Origin of the sequence: Lutibacter holmesii, assembly GCF_042679665.1 — a bacterium.
Classification (GTDB): Bacteria; Bacteroidota; Bacteroidia; order Flavobacteriales; family Flavobacteriaceae; genus Lutibacter; species Lutibacter holmesii.
In genome coordinates, this window is record NZ_JBHTMV010000003.1 from 616,804 (window position 1) to 635,177 (window position 18,374).

At 31.3% G+C, this 18,374-nt stretch carries 16 protein-coding genes; 15 read left to right on the forward strand and 1 reads right to left on the reverse strand.

Annotation, left to right across the window (positions count from 1 at the left end):
- From ACFQ5N_RS05520 to ACFQ5N_RS05585, 14 genes are all read left to right on the forward strand, one after another.
- Complete coding sequence (locus ACFQ5N_RS05520) at positions 1-555, forward strand: c-type cytochrome (protein ID WP_386808449.1); 555 nt, start codon at positions 1-3, stop codon at positions 553-555.
- A 28-nt stretch (positions 556-583) separates the two neighbouring features.
- Positions 584-1,903, forward strand: a complete 1,320-nt coding sequence (locus tag ACFQ5N_RS05525) for a quinol:cytochrome C oxidoreductase (RefSeq protein ID WP_386808451.1) — start codon at positions 584-586, stop codon at positions 1,901-1,903.
- A gap of 93 nt (positions 1,904-1,996) precedes the next feature.
- A complete protein-coding gene (locus ACFQ5N_RS05530; protein WP_386808453.1) occupies positions 1,997-3,004 on the forward strand; it encodes a cytochrome c oxidase subunit II in 1,008 nt (335 codons plus the stop codon).
- Positions 3,005-3,039: 35 nt separating this feature from the next.
- Positions 3,040-4,791 (forward strand): cytochrome c oxidase subunit I, encoded by a 1,752-nt coding sequence (locus ACFQ5N_RS05535; protein ID WP_386808455.1) that lies wholly within the window; start codon positions 3,040-3,042, stop codon positions 4,789-4,791.
- A gap of 131 nt (positions 4,792-4,922) precedes the next feature.
- Positions 4,923-5,945, forward strand: coding sequence for a Holliday junction branch migration DNA helicase RuvB (gene ruvB, locus ACFQ5N_RS05540; RefSeq protein ID WP_386808456.1), 1,023 nt, complete (start codon positions 4,923-4,925; stop codon positions 5,943-5,945).
- A gap of 76 nt (positions 5,946-6,021) precedes the next feature.
- Positions 6,022-7,755, forward strand: a complete 1,734-nt coding sequence (locus ACFQ5N_RS05545) for a SulP family inorganic anion transporter (RefSeq protein WP_386808458.1) — start codon at positions 6,022-6,024, stop codon at positions 7,753-7,755.
- 111 nt (positions 7,756-7,866) lie between these two features.
- Complete coding sequence (locus ACFQ5N_RS05550; protein WP_386808460.1) at positions 7,867-9,282, forward strand: MBL fold metallo-hydrolase; 1,416 nt, start codon at positions 7,867-7,869, stop codon at positions 9,280-9,282.
- Positions 9,283-9,482: 200 nt separating this feature from the next.
- Positions 9,483-9,893 carry a rhodanese-like domain-containing protein gene (locus ACFQ5N_RS05555; RefSeq protein ID WP_386808461.1) on the forward strand — a complete coding sequence of 137 codons (411 nt, stop codon included), beginning with the start codon at positions 9,483-9,485 and terminating at the stop codon, positions 9,891-9,893.
- A 1-nt stretch (position 9,894) separates the two neighbouring features.
- Entirely contained in the window at positions 9,895-10,461 is a 567-nt protein-coding gene (locus ACFQ5N_RS05560; protein ID WP_386808463.1) for a Tll0287-like domain-containing protein, read from the forward strand.
- Positions 10,462-10,465: 4 nt separating this feature from the next.
- The gene (locus tag ACFQ5N_RS05565) at positions 10,466-11,923 is read left to right on the forward strand and encodes an NAD(P)/FAD-dependent oxidoreductase (protein WP_386808465.1); all 1,458 of its coding nucleotides are present in this window, start codon (positions 10,466-10,468) and stop codon (positions 11,921-11,923) included.
- A gap of 201 nt (positions 11,924-12,124) precedes the next feature.
- Positions 12,125-12,397, forward strand: a complete 273-nt coding sequence (locus ACFQ5N_RS05570; RefSeq protein ID WP_386808467.1) for a heavy-metal-associated domain-containing protein — start codon at positions 12,125-12,127, stop codon at positions 12,395-12,397.
- A 98-nt stretch (positions 12,398-12,495) separates the two neighbouring features.
- Positions 12,496-13,824 carry a cytochrome ubiquinol oxidase subunit I gene (locus ACFQ5N_RS05575; RefSeq protein WP_386808469.1) on the forward strand — a complete coding sequence of 443 codons (1,329 nt, stop codon included), beginning with the start codon at positions 12,496-12,498 and terminating at the stop codon, positions 13,822-13,824.
- 3 nt (positions 13,825-13,827) lie between these two features.
- Positions 13,828-14,904, forward strand: coding sequence for a cytochrome d ubiquinol oxidase subunit II (cydB, locus tag ACFQ5N_RS05580; RefSeq protein WP_386808470.1), 1,077 nt, complete (start codon positions 13,828-13,830; stop codon positions 14,902-14,904).
- A 44-nt stretch (positions 14,905-14,948) separates the two neighbouring features.
- The gene (locus tag ACFQ5N_RS05585; protein WP_386808472.1) at positions 14,949-15,158 is read left to right on the forward strand and encodes a YgaP family membrane protein; all 210 of its coding nucleotides are present in this window, start codon (positions 14,949-14,951) and stop codon (positions 15,156-15,158) included.
- Positions 15,159-15,233: 75 nt separating this feature from the next.
- On the opposite strand, the gene ACFQ5N_RS05590 is transcribed toward ACFQ5N_RS05585, so the two are convergent.
- Positions 15,234-17,618: a TonB-dependent receptor gene (locus ACFQ5N_RS05590; RefSeq protein ID WP_386808473.1), complete on the reverse strand. Its 2,385-nt coding sequence runs from the start codon at positions 17,616-17,618 to the stop codon at positions 15,234-15,236.
- Positions 17,619-17,888: 270 nt separating this feature from the next.
- Here ACFQ5N_RS05590 and ACFQ5N_RS05595 point away from each other — a divergent pair, with 270 nt between their 5' ends.
- Complete coding sequence (locus ACFQ5N_RS05595) at positions 17,889-18,374, forward strand: RNA polymerase sigma factor (protein WP_386808475.1); 486 nt, start codon at positions 17,889-17,891, stop codon at positions 18,372-18,374.

Sequence of the window (18,374 nt, forward strand, 5' to 3'; positions counted from 1 at the left end):
ATGAAAAACATTTTAAAAATTACAATCGCATTGGCTTTTATGATGATTTTATCGTCTTGTTGGACAGATAAGTCTAAGCCAAACTATCAATATATGCCTGATATGTATCATTCTGTTGGTTACGAAACCTATTCAGAAAATCCAAATTATGCAAATGGTATGACAACTCAGTTACCTGTTGAAGGAACAATTGCTCGTGGTCAAGTACCTTACGATTACCCAAATACAAATGAAGGATACGAAGCTGCTAAATTAGAATCAAAAAACCCGTTAGAGGTTACTGAAACTAATTTAGAAAATGGTAAAAAAATGTACACAATCTATTGTGTTTCTTGCCATGGTAAAACGGGTGCTGGTGACGGTGTTTTAGTACAACGTGATAAATTTTTAGGAATACCTAATTATAAAGATAGAGATATTACGGAAGGTAGTATTTACCAAGTGATTATGTATGGTAGAAATATGATGGGATCTCACGCATCTCAATTAACTGTAAAAGAGCGTTGGCAAACTACAATGTATGTTGAGCAGTTAAGAAATGATTTATTAAAATAATACTTTTACTAAGATAGAATTTTTAAATATGTATACCTTTTCAAGTAAATTAAAAACACTTTCTTTCGCTTTAATGATTATTGGGCTTATTGGTGTTGCTTACGGTTTTTTATCTACTCCAAGTACAGTAGAAGATGTGAAAGTAATGATGCACGATAGCCATGATGCTCACGCATCTGAAGCTTCTAGTCATGATGCAACTATTGATGCGCATGGTGCTGCAGAAGCTGAACATTCAGGTGATGAACATGCAGAGCACGTACTACATTTATTAAAAAACAAACCTTGGTCAGCATTATATGTTGCATTGTTTTTCTTTTTTATGATTTCATTGGCAACATTAGCTTTTTATGCAATTCAACATGCTTCACAAGCAGGATGGCCAGTGGTATTATTTAGAGTAATGGAAGGAATTACGGCCTACTTACCTGTAGGTGCAGTGTTATTGTTTGTTTTCTTTGTACTTTCTTCAATGCATATGAATCATTTATTTGTATGGATGGATGCTGATGTAGTTGCACACGATGAGTTAATTCAAAATAAATCAGGATATTTAAATGTGCCATTCTTTTTAATTAGAGCGGCTATTTATATGATTGGTTGGATTGTTTACCGTCAATATGCAAGAAAACTTACAATTGCTCAAGATAATGCTACAGACTTAAAAAATTACTATAAATTATTTAAAAGTTCAGCAGCATTTTTAGTGTTCTTTTTAGTAACTGAATCTATGTTGTCTTGGGATTGGATTATGAGTTTAGATCCACACTGGTTTAGTACTTTGTTTGGATGGTATGTATTTGCAAGTATGGTAGTTTCTGCAATTACAACAATAGCTTTAATTTCAATTTACCTTAAAGGAAAAGGATATTTAGAATTTGTGAATGACAGCCACTTACACGATTTAGCAAAGTTTATGTTTGGATTTAGTGTATTTTGGACATACCTATGGTTTTCACAATTCATGTTAATTTGGTATGCAAATATTCCTGAAGAGGTTACGTACTTTGCAACAAGATTTAACGACTATAAAATTCCGTTTTTAGGAATGTTAGTGTTAAATTTCCTATTCCCATTATTGGTATTAATGAATAGCGATTATAAGCGTGTTCCTTGGTTTATTGTAACAACTGGTATTGTTATTTTAATAGGACATTACGTTGATATTTTTGTAATGATTATGCCGGCTACGGTTGGAGACCAATGGTTTTTTGGAATTTCAGAGATTAGTTCTGTATTATTGGTGTTAGGAATTTTTATTTATGTGGTATTCACAGCATTAACAAAAGCACCTTTATTAGCTAAAGGAAGCCCATTTATAAAAGAAAGTGAACATTTTCACTACTAAAATTCAAAAAAATATACATTCAAAAGAATCCTGAATACATTTTATTCAGGATTTTTTTTATATTTGGCAACTACTAAACTAACTAACTAAAAAATGACAGCAATACTTTACATTTTACTGGCAATAGTCATTGGTGTGGCTATATGGCAAATAACAAGTATTTTTAACTTAAAAGGAGTAATAGCTACTGAGAAAGACAACAACACGCAAGGTATAATTTTTGCAATTTTTGGAGTTTTCTTTTATGGGTTAATGATATTTTCTTTTTGGAAATACTCTGTAATACTTTTACCTGATGCAGCTTCTGTTGAAGGAGAAAGCTATGACACTTTGTATTTAGTAACTATGTTACTAATTTTATTTGTACAAGCAGTTACTCAATTTTTATTATTCTTTTTTGCATTTAAATATAGAGGAATAAATGGGCGTAAAGCTTTGTTTTATGCCGATAGTCATAAATTAGAGATGATTTGGACTATTATTCCTGCAGTAGTACTCTCAGGAATTGTTTTATACGGTTTATCTGTTTGGAATGACGTTATGGATGCTTCTGATGCAGAAAACCCTTTAATTGTTGAAGTATATGCAAAACAATTTCAATGGGAAGCTAGGTATGCTGGAAATGACAATGAGTTAGGTTTAGCAAATGTTAGAAATATTAAAGGTATCAATACAATGGGTGTTGATATGACAGATAAGAATGCTTTAGATGACGTACCTGTTAGAGAGTTACATTTACCTAAAGGAAGAAAAGTAATTTTTAAATTTCGTTCGCAAGATGTGTTGCACTCTGCATATATGCCTCATTTTAGAGCACAAATGAACTGTGTGCCTGGAATGGTAACGCAATTTGCATTTACGCCTAGTATGACTACAGAGGAAATGAGATTGAATGAAGGAACCATTGCTAAAGTAAATGGGATTAATGAAATTAGAGCTGAAAAAGGAGAAGATCCTTATGAGTTTGATTATGTATTATTATGTAATAAAATTTGTGGCTCATCTCACTACAATATGCAAATGAAAATTGTTGTTGAAGAAGAAGAAGCTTTTAACTCTTGGTTAAAAGGACAACAAACTATGGCTCAGGTTGTAAAATAAAACTAACTACTACACTACTAACTAAATTATAAAATATGTCAGATCATCATCATAAAGAAACGTTTATAACTAAATACGTTTTTAGTACAGATCATAAAATGATTTCTAAGCAATACTTGGTAACAGGTATTTTTATGGGAGTAATAGGTGTTATGATGTCTATGTTATTTCGTTTACAAATAGCTTGGCCAGATCATTCATTTAGTATTATTGAAGCATTTTTAGGACGTCACCAAGACGGAGGAGTTATGTCTCCAGATATTTACTTAGCATTAGTTACCATTCACGGAACCATTATGGTATTCTTTGTTTTAACTGCTGGTTTAAGTGGAACATTTAGTAACCTATTAATACCATTGCAAATTGGTGCACGTGATATGGCATCAGGATTTTTGAATATGGTATCTTATTGGTTGTTCTTTATTTCAAGTGTTATCATGGTAATTTCATTGTTTGTTGAAGCAGGTCCTGCTTCTGCTGGTTGGACAATTTATCCGCCATTAAGTGCATTGCCACAAGCTATTCCAGGATCAGGAATGGGTATGACACTTTGGTTGGTTTCAATGGCGGTATTTATTGCATCCTCATTAATTGGAGCACTTAACTATATTGTTACAGTTTTAAACTTAAGAACTGTTGGTATGAAAATGACAAGATTACCTTTAACAATTTGGGCGTTTTTTGTAACTGCAATTATTGGTGTAGTTTCATTTCCAGTATTATTATCGGCAGCTTTATTATTAATTTTTGATAGAAGTTTTGGTACTTCATTCTTTTTGTCGGATATTTTTATTCAAGGTGAAGTGTTACATTACCAAGGTGGATCTCCAGTATTGTTTGAACACTTATTTTGGTTTTTAGGACACCCTGAAGTTTATATTGTATTATTACCAGCATTAGGTATTACTTCTGAAATTATTTCAACAAATTCAAGAAAACCAATTTTTGGTTATAGAGCTATGATTGGTTCTATTATAGCAATTGCATTTTTGTCTACAATTGTTTGGGGGCACCATATGTTTGTATCAGGTATGAATCCTTTCTTAGGGTCGGTATTTACTTTTACAACATTATTAATTGCAATTCCTTCAGCAGTAAAAGCCTTTAATTATATTACAACTCTTTGGAAAGGTAATTTACAAATGAACCCAGCAATGCTATTTTCTATTGGCCTGGTTTCAACATTTATTTCTGGAGGTTTAACAGGATTGGTTTTAGGAGATAGTGCTTTAGATATCAACGTACACGACACCTATTTTGTTGTAGCGCATTTCCATTTAGTAATGGGTGTATCTGCTATTTACGGAATGTTTGCAGGAGTGTATCACTGGTTCCCTAAAATGTATGGTAGAATGATGAATAAAACTTTAGGGTATTGGCATTTTTGGATTACTGCAGTTGCAGCCTACGGAGTGTTCTTCCCAATGCATTTTATTGGTTTAGCAGGTTTACCACGAAGATATTATTCAAATACAGCATTCCCTTTATTTGATGATGTTGCTGATGTAAATATTGTAATTACAATGTTTGCTATTTTAGGTGGTGCTGCACAAATAATTTTCTTAGCTAATTTCTTTATTAGTATTTATAAAGGAAAGAAAGCAGAACAAAATCCTTGGAAATCGAATACTTTAGAGTGGACAACACCTGTAGAACATATTCACGGAAACTGGCCAGGAGAAATTCCAGCTGTACACCGTTGGGCTTATGATTACAGTAAACCTGGTCACGATGAAGATTTTGTATTACAAACGACACCTTTAAAAGAAGGAGAAGAAGAATCCTAAAAGCTTTCAAAACTTAAAAATTAAACCAGTACATTTTGTTGTGCTGGTTTTTTTTTAAACAAATTAAACTAGATTGAACTTTTAGTTTTCTATATCCTATTTTCAATTGTGAATTATTTATCTTTGTTTTTATGAACGAAAACTTGAATCCAGAAAAAGATAATTTTTCAACTGATGATTTTGATGTAGAAAAGAAATTAAGACCTCTAAGTTTTGATGACTTTACTGGTCAGGAACAAGTTTTAGAGAACCTAAAAATATTTGTTGAAGCGGCTAATTTAAGAGGAGAAGCTTTAGACCATACATTATTTCATGGACCTCCTGGATTAGGTAAAACTACTTTGGCACATATTCTTTCAAATGAATTAAATGCTGGGTTAAAAATAACATCAGGACCGGTTTTAGATAAACCAGGAGATTTGGCTGGCTTGCTAACCAATTTGAGCGAAAGAGACGTGTTGTTTATTGATGAAATTCATAGGTTAAGTCCTATTGTTGAAGAGTATTTATATTCAGCAATGGAAGATTACCGAATTGATATAATGATTGAATCTGGGCCAAATGCACGTACAGTTCAAATAGATTTAGAACCTTTTACATTAATTGGTGCCACAACAAGATCCGGATTGCTTACAGCTCCAATGCGTGCTCGTTTTGGAATAAGTAGCAGATTACAATATTACAATACAGAATTGTTGACTACCATAGTACAACGAAGTGCACACATATTAAAAGTGTCTATTTCTATGGAGGCAGCTATTGAAATTGCAGGAAGAAGCAGAGGAACACCTCGTATAGCCAACGCATTGCTTCGTAGAGTACGTGATTTTGCTCAAATTAAAGGAGATGGCTTTATATCTATTGAAATTGCAAAGTACGCTTTAAACGCTCTAAATGTTGATGCACATGGTTTAGACGAAATGGATAATAAAATTCTAACAACAATCATAGACAAATTTAAAGGTGGTCCTGTTGGAATTAGTACACTGGCAACAGCGGTAAGTGAAAATTCAGAAACAATTGAAGAAGTGTATGAACCTTTTTTAATTCAGCAAGGATTTATTATGCGAACACCACGTGGAAGAGAAGTAACTCATTTGGCTTATGAACATTTAGGAAGATCTAAAGGTAAAAGTCAAGGAGAATTGTTTTAAAGTTATTTTGTGATGTTAATCATAAAATAAAAGAAATGTCACGCTATTTTTGAACGGATATTAGTAAATTTAGATAATGAATTTAAAAAACATAATTCCAATTCTAAGTTGGTTACCTAACTATAAAAAAAAATGGTTTAAAGGTGATGTAGTTGCTGGTATAACAGTAGGAGTAATGCTAGTTCCTCAAGGTATAGCATATGCAATGATTGCTGGTTTACCTCCAATTTATGGTTTATATGCCGCGTTAATTCCTCCTTTAGTCTATACAATATTTGGAACATCTCGAAATATTTCTGTAGGCCCGGTAGCAATGGATTCTATAATTGTAGCTTCAGGAGTTGCCGCGCTAGCTACCGTTGGTACAAGTCAATTTATAACGCTTGCTATTTTATTAGGTTTTATTGTAGGTTTTATTCAACTTTTGTTTGGTTTGTTTAGAATTGGCTTTTTAGTGAATTTTATTTCTAAACCAGTAATTAGTGGATTCACTTCAGGGGCCGCGTTAATTATAGCTTTAAGTCAAATAAAATATATCTTAGGAGTACAAGTGGGCTCTGTTCAAGGAATAGGAGAGTTACTAATGGCGCTTTTTAGAGAAATTAAAAACACTAATGTTTTTAATTTATTAGTTGGAATAATTGCAATTGTTATATTGGTACTGTTTAAAAAGTACTTAAAAAAAGTACCAGCTCCATTAGTGGTTGTTTTTTTAGGTATTATTTTAGTTAAAATTTTGGGTTTACATACTTATGGTGTTTCAGTAGTAGGAAACATTCCTCAAGGACTTCCAGAATTTACTGTTCCAAGTTTTGATTATAATACGATAATTGAATTACTTCCTTTAGCTTTAACACTGGCAGTAATTGGTTTTACTGAAGCTTTTTCAATTGGAAAATCATTAGAGAAAAGAGAAGATAACTCTAAAATATCTGCAAATAAAGAATTTACGGCTTTAGGTTTAAGTAATATGATAGGCGCCTTTTTTTTAAGTTTTGTCGCAACATCAAGTTTTTCAAGATCAGCAGTAAATAATAATGCTGGTGCAAACACACAATTAGCAACCATTTTCGCAACAATTGTAGTGGCATTTACATTATTATTTTTAACACCTGTATTTTATTTTCTTCCAAAAGCAGTTATAGCAGCTATTATAATTGTTGCTGTTATTGGACTGTTTGATTATAAAACCCCAGTTTTGTTATGGAAATACGACAAAAAAGATGCCGTTATTTTATTTGTAACCTTTTTAATAACGATAACTTTTGGAATTAAAGAAGGAATTTTAACAGGAGTTGTTTTATCTATTGTGATGGTTATTTATAATTCAACAAAACCACATATGGCAACTTTAGGACATATTCCAGGAACAAATATGTATAGAAATGTTGATCGTTTTGAAGACCTTGAAATTGATGAGGAAGTATTAATTATTAGATTTGATTCACAATTAAACTTTACAAATAGCTCTTATTTTGAAGATACTATTATTGAAAAAGTAAGACAGAAAGGCGTTAAATTAAAATTAGTAATAATTAATGCTGATAGTTTAAATAATGTAGACAGTAGTGGTGTACATGTCATAAAAGATATATTGCTATTTTTGAAAAATAAAAATATAGAATTATATTTTACAGGGCTAATTGGACCAGTAAGAGATGCTTTATTTAAATCAGAGCTCATGTCAGAAATCAAATTTGAAAACTGTTTTTTGAGTGTACAAGCCGCGGTTAATGCTTTTGAAAACAAGAAAAATAGCAAGGAAATTGGAGGTGAGAATTTTAAATACGTAAAACAAACGAATAGTTAAAATTTTCTAAATACCTTATTATATGTGATTTAGATTACAAAGAAGAAAATTCTATCTTGTAATTTTGAAATACCTCAAAAAAAGATTTAACAAAATTAAATTCAGATAATTATGAAAGTAGAACAATTGTTTACAGGATGTTTGGCTGAAATGGCCTACTATATCCACTCAAACGGAGAGGCAGCAATAATTGATCCTTTAAGAGAAACTGAACCATATATTGAGATGGCGAAAGCTGATGGAGCAAAAATTAAGTATGTATTTTTAACTCATTTTCATGCCGATTTTGTATCTGGTCAAGTTGATTTAGCTAAAAAAACAGGAGCAACTATTGTATTTGGCCCAAATGCAAACCCTCAATACGATATTCATCAAGGAAAAGATGGAGAGATATTTAAAATTGGAGATTTAACACTTCAATTATTGCATACACCAGGGCATACTATGGAATCGTCATCATATTTATTAATTGATGAAAAAGGTAACAAACCTTATGTGTTTACTGGTGATTGCTTATTTATTGGCGATGTTGGTCGTCCAGATTTAGCGGTAAAATCTGATTTAACACAAGCTGATTTAGCAGGTCATTTATTTGATTCTCTTCGAAATAAAATAATGACGTTACCTGATGATATAATTGTATATCCAAACCACGGAGCGGGGTCTGCTTGTGGAAAAAATATGAGCTCAGAAACTTTTGATACTTTAGGAAATCAAAAGAAAACCAATTATGCGTTAAGAGCTGACATGACCAAAGAAGAATTTATTACTGAAGTTACCACTGGTTTAAAACCACCACCACAGTATTTTGGAAATAATGTGCGTATGAATAAAGGAGTTAATACTAGTATTGATGATGTAATTCATCAAGGAACAGTTCCTATTGATGCAGATACATTTAAAGAAATGAGTGAGCAAAAGGATATTTTAGTTATTGACACACGTGCCAAAGACGTTTATGCAGAAGAGGGTACTGTGCCAGGTGCTTGGTTTATTGGTATTGATGGCGGATTTGCTCCTTGGGTTGGTGCTTTGGTAAAAGATATCAATCAAAAAATTATTTTTATTGCAGAAGAAGGTAGAGAACATGAAGTTGTAGTACGTTTTTCTCGTGTTGGATATGATAATACTTTAGGATATTTGCGAGGTGGAATTCATTCTTGGAAAGCAGCAGGACATAAAGTTGATACCATTGGTTCAATCTCAGCAGCTCAATTTGCAAACAAACTAAAAGAAGGTGTTATAGAAAACCCGTTAGATGTTAGAAAAGAATCGGAATATTTATCAGAACACGTGATTGGAGTAAATAATTTTCCGTTAGATTTTATACATTCAAATTTCGCTGAAATAGATTCAAATAAAGAATATTATTTGCATTGTGCTAGCGGATATCGTTCTTTAATTGCAGCTTCCATTTTTCAAGCAAACGGAGTTAAAAAGGTAACAGATGTGAGAGGTGGATTTAAAGATATTAAAGATACAGGAGTTGAGTTAACAGCTTATGTTTGTCCAACTACTTTATTATAAAACTTATATAATTGTTAATAAATATAAAGGGAGTTTGAAAAAACTCCCTTTTTTTTGTTTTAAAAAAGTAACTTTGGTTACAGCCATCGAATAAATGTGAATTACATTTGTGTAAGATTCAAAAATAATAGCGGTTAATTTTTTTAATTAGTTTGAAATTAAGGAATTAATTAAAAACCTAAAAACAACACTTCATACTTATGAAACTACTTTTAAAATCAGTAATATTTATTTTTTTAACCATTTCAGTTATTGGTTGTCTTGAAAAAAAACCGTCAAAAACAGTGACAGAAAATGGAGTAATAAATGTAATTACACCTAGTGATTTTAAAACTAATTCAGTTGGACAAGTAATTATAGATGTTAGAACACCTGAAGAATTTGCTAATGGCCATATTGAAGGAGCTATAAATATCAATCTTTTTGATAAAAATTTTGAAAGTAAATTATTAAAATTAGATAAAAGTAAACCTGTATTTATTTATTGTAGATCAGGAAGAAGAACGGCTACAGCAAGTAAAAAGGCTTCAAAATTAGGTTTTGAAAATGTAAATGATTTACAAGGAGGGCTTCAAAAATGGGTTAAAAACAACTATAAAATAACGAAATAATATGTTTAAAAAGGTTTTAATTTTAGCAGTATTAATAAGCTTTGTATCATGCTCTTCAGAGTTTTCTGAAAAAGAAAAACAAGAATATACCGTAAAAGGAAAAGAGATTGCACAGGCTACATTTAAGGAGTTAAGTACAAATTTAATGACCCAAATGAAAGCAGGAGGACCAGCACAAGCCATTCCATTTTGCAATCAAGAAGCTTCGCCTATAACTGAAGCGCTTTCAAAAAAATACAATGTAGAGATTAAAAGAACTTCAAACAAATTAAGAAGTTGTGATAATGATCCATCAGAGCGTGAAATTGAAATTATGGATAGTTATGAGCAATTAATGTTAGAGAATAAAGAGTTAAAGCCAATTGTTGAAATTGATGAAAATCAAAAGAAACATTTTTACGCACCTATAAAAATAAAAGCAAACTGTTTAGTGTGTCACGGAAAAGTTAATGAAACCATGACTGTAGAAACAGATTCAATTATAAAATCTATATATCAATTTGATATTGCTACGGGTTATACTGAGGGAGATTTAAGAGGTCTTTGGAGTATCACATTTAATAAATAATATTATGGCTAAAGTTGTTGTTTTAGGAGCTGGAATTTCAGGGCATACTTCCGTTTCTTATTTAAGCAAGTATTTAAAAAAAGGGCACGAAGTGGTGATGGTTTCACCCAACAGTAATTTTCAATGGGTGCCTTCAAATATTTGGGTTGGAGTTGGTTTAATGACTCCTGATCAAGTGAAATTTAAATTAGCACCAGTTTATAAAAAAATGGGTGTAGATTATAAACAAGCTTTGGCAATGGCTATTCATCCGGAAGGTGATGCTGAAAATGAAAAAGGATTTGTAGTAATTAAATATGTTTCTGAAGATAACAAGGACGTTGAAGAAAAAGTAACCTATGATTATTTGGTAAACGCTACAGGTCCTAAATTAAATTTTGAAGCTACTGAAGGTTTAGGTCCTAAAAAGTTTACACAATCGGTTTGTACGTATGACCATGCTGCACATGCCTGGAGTAATTTGCAAGCCGCTTTTGATAAAATGGAAAAAGGTGAACGACAAACATTTTTGGTTGGAACAGGACACCCAATGGCTACTTGTCAAGGTGCAGCTTTTGAATACATTTTAAACATTGCTTTTGAAATTAATAAGAGAAAATTAAATCATTTGGCAGATTTATGGTGGATTACAAATGAATATGAATTAGGTGATTTTGGTATGGGAGGTGCTTATGTAAAACAAAACGGTTACATTACTCCAACCAAAATATTTACAGAGTCTATTTTAAAAGAATACGGCGTACGTTGGATTAAACAAGCAGGAGTTTCAAAAGTTGAAAAAGGCGTTGTGCATTACGAAACTTTGGACGGTGAGTTAAGTACTAAAGAATTTGATTTTGCCATGTTAATACCTGGCTTTGCAGGTGCTGGTATGAAAGCTTTTGACAAACAAGGAAATGACATAAGTACTACTGTTTTTGCAGGAAATGGTATGATGAAGGTAGACGCAGATTACAATGCCAAGCCTTATGAAGAATGGAGTGCAAAAGATTGGCCTTTAATTTATCAAAGTACAGGCTATAAAAATATATATGCTGCAGGTATTGCTTTTGCACCACCACACAGCATGTCTAAACCAATGCAAAGCCCTAATGGGACAAAAATATTTCCAACGCCACCACGTACCGGAATGCCTTCAGGTGTAATTGGTAAAATTGTTGCACAAAACATAATTCATCAAATAAAAACAGGGAAAACAGACCATCCACATGAAGCTTCAATGGCAAAAATGGGAGCAGCTTGTATTGTTTCGGCAGGATATGGAATTAGGAAAGGGCAAGCAGCTGTTATGACAGTAAATCCAATTGTACAAGATTGGGAGAAATACCCAAAATGGGGAAGAAATATTAATGATACAGTTGGTGTTGTTGGTACTGCAGGACATTGGATGAAATTATTTATGCATTATATGTTTATTTATAAAGCAAAAGCAAAACCTTTTTGGTGGTTAATTCCTGAATAAAAAATTAAAGTTATGAGCGAAAGTATCAAAAAAAATATTCCGTATAGTAATATGTCCTATGGAACTGAACCAACAAAAATGGTAAAGTTTATAAGATCTTGTTTTATTATTCAATTGTTTAATTTTTTTAAGTTAAATTTGAAAGTAATGAAGATAGTTGTAAAGGGACACTCTTAAAAACGACTAATAAAATAAAAAAGAATGACAACGTTAGAAATATTAAATTTGAAATGTGGCGGATGTGCCAATTCAATTAAAAAAGGAATTTTAACTATTGAAGGAGTTGATGAAGTTTCAGTAGACTTAGAAACTTCAAAAGTAACAGTAAATACTGTTGATGAAGCTTTAATTCAAAAAGTAAAAGAAAAATTATCAAGTATGGGTTATCCTGAAGTTGGTGATGCAAATACAGTATTACACAAAGCAAAATCTTTTGTAAGTTGTGCAACTGGCCGAATGACTTCTGAAGACTAACCTTTTAGAAAATTAATTAATAAAAAGTTGCAACATGTGATACATGTTGCAACTTTTTTGTTTTAGAAGCATTAAATTTGCTCCTTAAAAAATATAAAATGGATGATGCTCTTTTTTACGATAGAATGCAATTTGCATTTACTATCACGTTCCATTATTTGTTTCCACAATTAACAATGGGATTATCTTTAATTATAATTTATTTTAAAGGTAAATTTTTAAAAACAAAGCTTGATAAGTACAATGATGCGGCACATTTTTGGATGAAAATATTTGCGGTAAACTTCGCAATGGGTGTTGTAACAGGTATTCCAATGGAATTTCAATTTGGAACTAATTGGGCAAAGTTTTCTGAATTAACAGGCGGAATTATAGGTCAAACTCTAGCTATGGAAGGTATGTTTTCATTCTTTTTAGAATCAAGCTTTTTAGGTTTGTTTCTATTTGGTGAAAAATTATTAGGTCACAAGCTTCATTTTTTAACCGGGTTTTTGGTTTTTTTAGGATCCTGGGCAAGTGGCTATTTAATTATAGCTACGCATTCTTGGATGCAATATCCCGTAGGTTATGAAATTTTAGAAAACGGAAAATTTGTATTAACTAATTTTTCAGCCTTATTTAGTAATCCTTGGTTGTTACCATCGTATTTACACAATCAGGCGGCTTCCCTAGTAACAAGTTCATTTGTAGTTGGTGGTATTGGAGCCTTTTACGTGTTGAATAAAAAACATGAAGAATTTGGAAAATTGTTTTTAAAAACGGGTGTAGTTTTTGGGTTGATTTCAAGTTTATTAGTTGCTTTTCCAACGGGTGATTTAACAGCTAAAAATGTGGCAAAACACCAACCTGTTACTTTTGCTGCTATGGAAGGTTTATTTGATTCAGAACAAGGAGCTGAAATAGTTTTGATTGGTCAGCCAAACATCAAAGAAAAACGTTTAGATAATAAAATTGCAGTACCTAATATTTTAAGTTTTTTAACATATAATAATTGGAATGCTGAAGTAAAAGGGTTGAATGAATTTGATGAAAGTATTTACCCAACAAACATACCAGGATTGTATTATTCATACCATATTATGGTTGGTTTAGGAACCATATTTATTGGTGTTTTACTAATAGCAGCAATATTTTTATACTACAAAAAACTATATGAAAAAAAATGGATTATGTGGATGATTTTGTTTTTAGTTCCTTTTCCATACATTGCAAATATTACTGGTTGGTATACGGCAGAATTAGGGCGTCAGCCTTGGTTAGTTTATAATTTATTAAAAGTATCTGATGGTGCGTCTCCAACAGTTTCGGCAGGAAGTACATTGTTTACCTTGCTAGGGTTTATTGGATTGTATTTGTTGTTAGGTATGTTATTTTTAATATTGGTTGGTAAAATAATTTATAAAGGACCCAAAACACTAAAAGCATAACTTATGGAAATATTTTGGTATATCGTTTTAATGTTTATGTTAGGAATGTACGTAATTCTTGACGGCTATGATTTTGGTGCAGGAATTATTCATTTGTTTTTTGCAAAAACTGAAGAAGATAAAGCTGCTATAACAAGAAGTATTGGGCCTTTTTGGGACGCCAATGAAGTTTGGTTAATAGCATCAGGAGGTGTATTGTTCTTTGCTTTTCCAACATTATATGCAAGCTCTTTTAGTGGGTTTTATTTACCGTTAATGATGATTTTATGGTTGCTTATTTTTAGAGCTATTGGTTTAGAGTTAAGAGGGCAAGTTAATAATGCAATGTGGCATAAAATATGGGATAAAGCATTTGGAATTGCAAGTTTACTTTTGGCATTATTTTTTGGTTTAGCTCTTGGAAATGTTGTTAGAGGTGTAAATTTAGGAATTGTTGAGAATGGAATATCAACACAAGAACCTTTGTACTTTTTTGTGCCTTTATGGAATCCTGAATTCTCTCCTTTTTCTGAACATTTAGGAATTATAGATTGGTTTACAATTTTATTAGGATTGGTGGCTGTAGTTGCATTAACAATTCATGGAGCTAATTGGGTGATTTTTAAAACGAATAGTACTATCAATCAAAAATTAAAAGGTATTGTTTTTAAATTAAACATTTTATTATGTGTTTTAATTGTGGTTTCTGTGCTTGTTTGGGGAATGGTAAATGAAAATCCGTTAAAAAACTTTATAAAATATCCACTGCTGTTTATTTTTCCTTTTATTGGTTTGTTTGGTTTACTTAATTTATTTAGAGTACAAAAATTCAAAAAACATGGTGCCGGTTTTTTAAGTTCTAGCTTGTTTTTATTTGGAGCTTTTGCATCTACGGCAGCAGCGTTATTTCCTGTTTTATTACCTTCAACAAATTCCGTTAACCCTTCATTAACTATATTTAATACAGCAGCTCATGCGTATGGTTTATCAGTAGGTGTGTATTGGTGGGTAATTGCTTTTATATTGGTTATTGTATATGTTATTGTGCAGTATAAAGTATTTAAAGGAAAAATGGATAATGTTCCTTATGGTCATCATTAATTTTTGTATTTTTAATAAGAAGTTATTTAAAACCAAGATTAATTATGAAAAAAACAGTTGGAAGTACTGATAAGATTATCAGAATAGTTTTGGCCATTGTAATTGGCTATTTTGCATATTCAACTAGTTTTGAAGCCGTATGGTTACAAACAGTTTTATATGTGGTTTCTGCAGTTTTATTTATAACTGCATTTACAGGCTTATGTCCTTTATATTCTATTTTAAAGGTAAATACTTGTAAAATTAAGAAGTAGTATAATTTAAAAATAAAAAAGCCTCTTTACTAAATGAAAATTAAGTAAAGAGGCTTTTTAGGTTAAAAAAGTTTTTTAAAATCGTACAGTAGCACCTAGTAAAAAGTTGATAGTTGCTTGTGGGTAGTAACCTGCATAATCTAATGTAGTAGTTTCTCCAGGTACAGACCAAGTGTCATCATATGTGCCATAGTATCCGTTTGAAATATATTCAACATTAAAAATGTTATTTACTAATAAATCAAAACGAATAGATTTTGCAATTTTGTTTGGTGTAATTTCATAAGAAGCATTAAAATCGTTTACAAAATAGCTGTCTAATTTTGAATTTTCTGCATCAATATTCCCCATATATTGTTCACCTACAAATTTTGATAACAATGATAATTTAAGGTTTGATGTTGGTTGAAAAACAAAATTGTTTCCTGCAATAAAATTTGGTGAAAATGCAATGTTTGTACTTTCAATTATAGTTTCTTCACCGTCAAGGTAAGCAGGGAAATCAATATTTTTATTGCTGCTAATAGCAACATTAGGCATAATACTAAATTTACTTGATAGTTTTATGGCAGCATCAATTTCTAACCCTAAACGGTAACTTTTTTCACTTGTAGCTCTAATTGGAGATCCTACATCATCAATAGCTCCTGTTAAAACTAACTGATCTTTGTATAACATATAATAAACATTGGTGTTTACTTTAAATGTTTCTTTATTTATACGCCATCCTAATTCAAAATCGTTTAATTTTTCTGGATCTGAAATACCATTTTCAAAATCATTTCTGTTTGGTTCTCTGTTAGCTCTTGCATAAGAGAAATACATACTATTATAATCATTAACTTGATACGTAATACCAGCTTTAGGGTTAAAGAAAGCATAATTTTCATCAACATTAATTGGCACTCTGTCTGAAGTTAATCCGTTGGTTTCAAATGAAACAAAACGTCCTTGTAAGTCTACAAATAAAGACCAAACTTCGTTTAATTTATAATCAAGCTTTGCAAAAATATTTGAATCTGTTTTTTTTGTGCTACTATCATAATATTGATCTCTTATTTCAGAATTACTTGCATATTCAGCCCAAATAATTTCTCCGTAGTGATCTCCTGTGTAGTTGCTGTATGATCCTCCAAAAATTACGTTGTAATTTGTATTTGTGTATGTTGCGTTGGCGTTAAACACATAAAAATCATTATCTAACCAACGTCTTCTTATTATATCAGTTTGATCTATAGTTTCACCACCAATAACAATAGGATCTAAATCATAATCAGCAAAATCTTCTTCATCTTTAAACTGTTCAAAATAACCTTTTCCTTTTGTGTAGTTAAAAGCTAAGTTTGTAGACCAATTTTCTGAAATAGTTTCATTCCAGTGTAATTGATAATGATCTTGGTTATAATTGTCAATTTCATTGTCATATGTGTATGGATTGTAAGTTCTTCCAAACTCTTCCATTTCTTCTTTGGTTACTCCATACCAAGCTTGGTAAGTTTTTTCGTGACCGCCAAAAGTAATGGCTTTAATCAATGTATTGTCATCAACATAAGCAGCTTGTAAAAAGTAAGAAGTTAAGTCTGAATAAGCTCTGTCAATATATCCGTCTGAATCAATTTTAGAGATTCTACCAGAAAGTTCAATATGATCATTTATTAATCCTGTGCTAAATTTCCCTGTGAATTTTGTTGTGTTAAACGAACCAACTGAAGCACTTAACTCTCCAAAGGCTTCTTCTGAAACAGCATCGGTTAATAAGTTTAAACTTGCTCCAAAAGCACCTGAACCATTGGTTGAAGTCCCAACACCACGTTGTAATTGTAAGCTTTCTGTTGAAGAAGCAAAATCAGGCATATTCACCCAAAAAGTACCTTGGCTTTCTGCATCGTTATAAGGAATACCGTTAATAGTTACGTTTACTCTTGTTGCATCACTACCACGAACTCTAATTCCTGTGTAACCAACACCAGCACCTGCATCAGATGTAGTAACAACTGATGGTAAGTAGTTTAATAAAATAGGAATATCTTGCCCTAAATTACGGTCTTTAATTTCTTCTTTGCTTACGTTGCTAAATGTAACCGGTGCTCCTGATTTTACACGAACAGCTGATACTAAAACTTCATCTAAACTTTCAAAATTGTCAGATAAATCTACAGTTATGGACATAGCTTCTGTTAAAGTAACTTTTACTTCTTTAGGTGAGCTAATTAAACTAACTTGTAATGTGTACGTTCCTTTTTTTAAATTTAATAAAAAAGTACCATCTGAATTTGAAGTAGTTCCTGTTTTTGTTCCTTTTACTACAATTGAAGCACCTGTAATTGGGTTGTCACCGTCAACTACTTTACCTGTAATTGTAAATAATTCTTGCGCGTTTGCATTGATTGAAAATGCAATAATTAAAAAAGCTACTAAGTTCTTCGCCTTTTTAAAATTCTGTTTTAAATATTGTTTCATTTTTTAAATAAAACGATATAAAAAGAGGTAATTAATCGATGTTTTGATAAAATTACTAAAGCCCTAGACAAATTATTTTTGTCTGAACGTCCCTTAACAGCATTACCTGTTCAGGTTCAATGGGTGTGATCTCAGCCGTTATAGGCACCCCTTTTGAGATGCGACAAAACTAATTAATATTTTTGATTTCACACACATTTTTAAAATAATTAAATTATTTTGTGATTTAACGCCATCTTTTAATACTAATTAGGTGTAATTCATTTTTAGATGCAAAAACAACAAAACTTTATTAAGCTTATAAAAGAGAACGAAGGTATTATTTATAAAATAACACTAGTGTACGCTTTTAATGAAGAAGATCAAAAAGATCTATATCAGGAAATTGTGTACCAATTATGGAAATCATTTGATTCGTTTCGTGGAGGTTCAAAAATTAGTACTTGGATGTATAGAATAGCTTTAAATACCTCAATAACTAGTTTAAAAAAAGAAAAACGGAAAGGAGAACAGGTTTCTTTTAATAATGATCTTTTAGACAGAATAGATCAAATTGATACCATTATGGAAGATAGAATTAAACTTTTATACAGCCATATTAAACAGTTAAATACCGTTGAAAAAGGTGTGATTTTATTGTATTTAGAAGGAAAGAATTATGATGAAATTGCCGCAATAACAGGTTTTACATCAAGTAATGTGGGCACTCGATTAAATAGAATTAAACAAAAATTAAAATCTCAAATTAAAAAATAA

Excerpts from the sequence above, each read along its gene's own strand:
- ACFQ5N_RS05590 (WP_386808473.1), bottom strand. The coding sequence starts at position 17,618 with ATGAAACAATATTTAAAACAGAATTTTAAAAAGGCGAAGAACTTAGTA.
- cydB (WP_386808470.1), top strand. The coding sequence starts at position 13,828 with ATGGAAATATTTTGGTATATCGTTTTAATGTTTATGTTAGGAATGTAC.
- ACFQ5N_RS05525 (WP_386808451.1), top strand. The coding sequence starts at position 584 with ATGTATACCTTTTCAAGTAAATTAAAAACACTTTCTTTCGCTTTAATG.
- ACFQ5N_RS05595 (WP_386808475.1), top strand. The coding sequence starts at position 17,889 with ATGCAAAAACAACAAAACTTTATTAAGCTTATAAAAGAGAACGAAGGT.
- ACFQ5N_RS05545 (WP_386808458.1), top strand. The coding sequence starts at position 6,022 with ATGAATTTAAAAAACATAATTCCAATTCTAAGTTGGTTACCTAACTAT.
- ACFQ5N_RS05565 (WP_386808465.1), top strand. The coding sequence starts at position 10,466 with ATGGCTAAAGTTGTTGTTTTAGGAGCTGGAATTTCAGGGCATACTTCC.
- ACFQ5N_RS05575 (WP_386808469.1), top strand. The coding sequence starts at position 12,496 with ATGGATGATGCTCTTTTTTACGATAGAATGCAATTTGCATTTACTATC.
- ACFQ5N_RS05555 (WP_386808461.1), top strand. The coding sequence starts at position 9,483 with ATGAAACTACTTTTAAAATCAGTAATATTTATTTTTTTAACCATTTCA.
- ACFQ5N_RS05585 (WP_386808472.1), top strand. The coding sequence starts at position 14,949 with ATGAAAAAAACAGTTGGAAGTACTGATAAGATTATCAGAATAGTTTTG.
- ACFQ5N_RS05535 (WP_386808455.1), top strand. The coding sequence starts at position 3,040 with ATGTCAGATCATCATCATAAAGAAACGTTTATAACTAAATACGTTTTT.
- ACFQ5N_RS05520 (WP_386808449.1), top strand. The coding sequence starts at position 1 with ATGAAAAACATTTTAAAAATTACAATCGCATTGGCTTTTATGATGATT.
- ACFQ5N_RS05560 (WP_386808463.1), top strand. The coding sequence starts at position 9,895 with ATGTTTAAAAAGGTTTTAATTTTAGCAGTATTAATAAGCTTTGTATCA.
- ACFQ5N_RS05570 (WP_386808467.1), top strand. The coding sequence starts at position 12,125 with ATGACAACGTTAGAAATATTAAATTTGAAATGTGGCGGATGTGCCAAT.
- ACFQ5N_RS05530 (WP_386808453.1), top strand. The coding sequence starts at position 1,997 with ATGACAGCAATACTTTACATTTTACTGGCAATAGTCATTGGTGTGGCT.
- ACFQ5N_RS05550 (WP_386808460.1), top strand. The coding sequence starts at position 7,867 with ATGAAAGTAGAACAATTGTTTACAGGATGTTTGGCTGAAATGGCCTAC.
- ruvB (WP_386808456.1), top strand. The coding sequence starts at position 4,923 with ATGAACGAAAACTTGAATCCAGAAAAAGATAATTTTTCAACTGATGAT.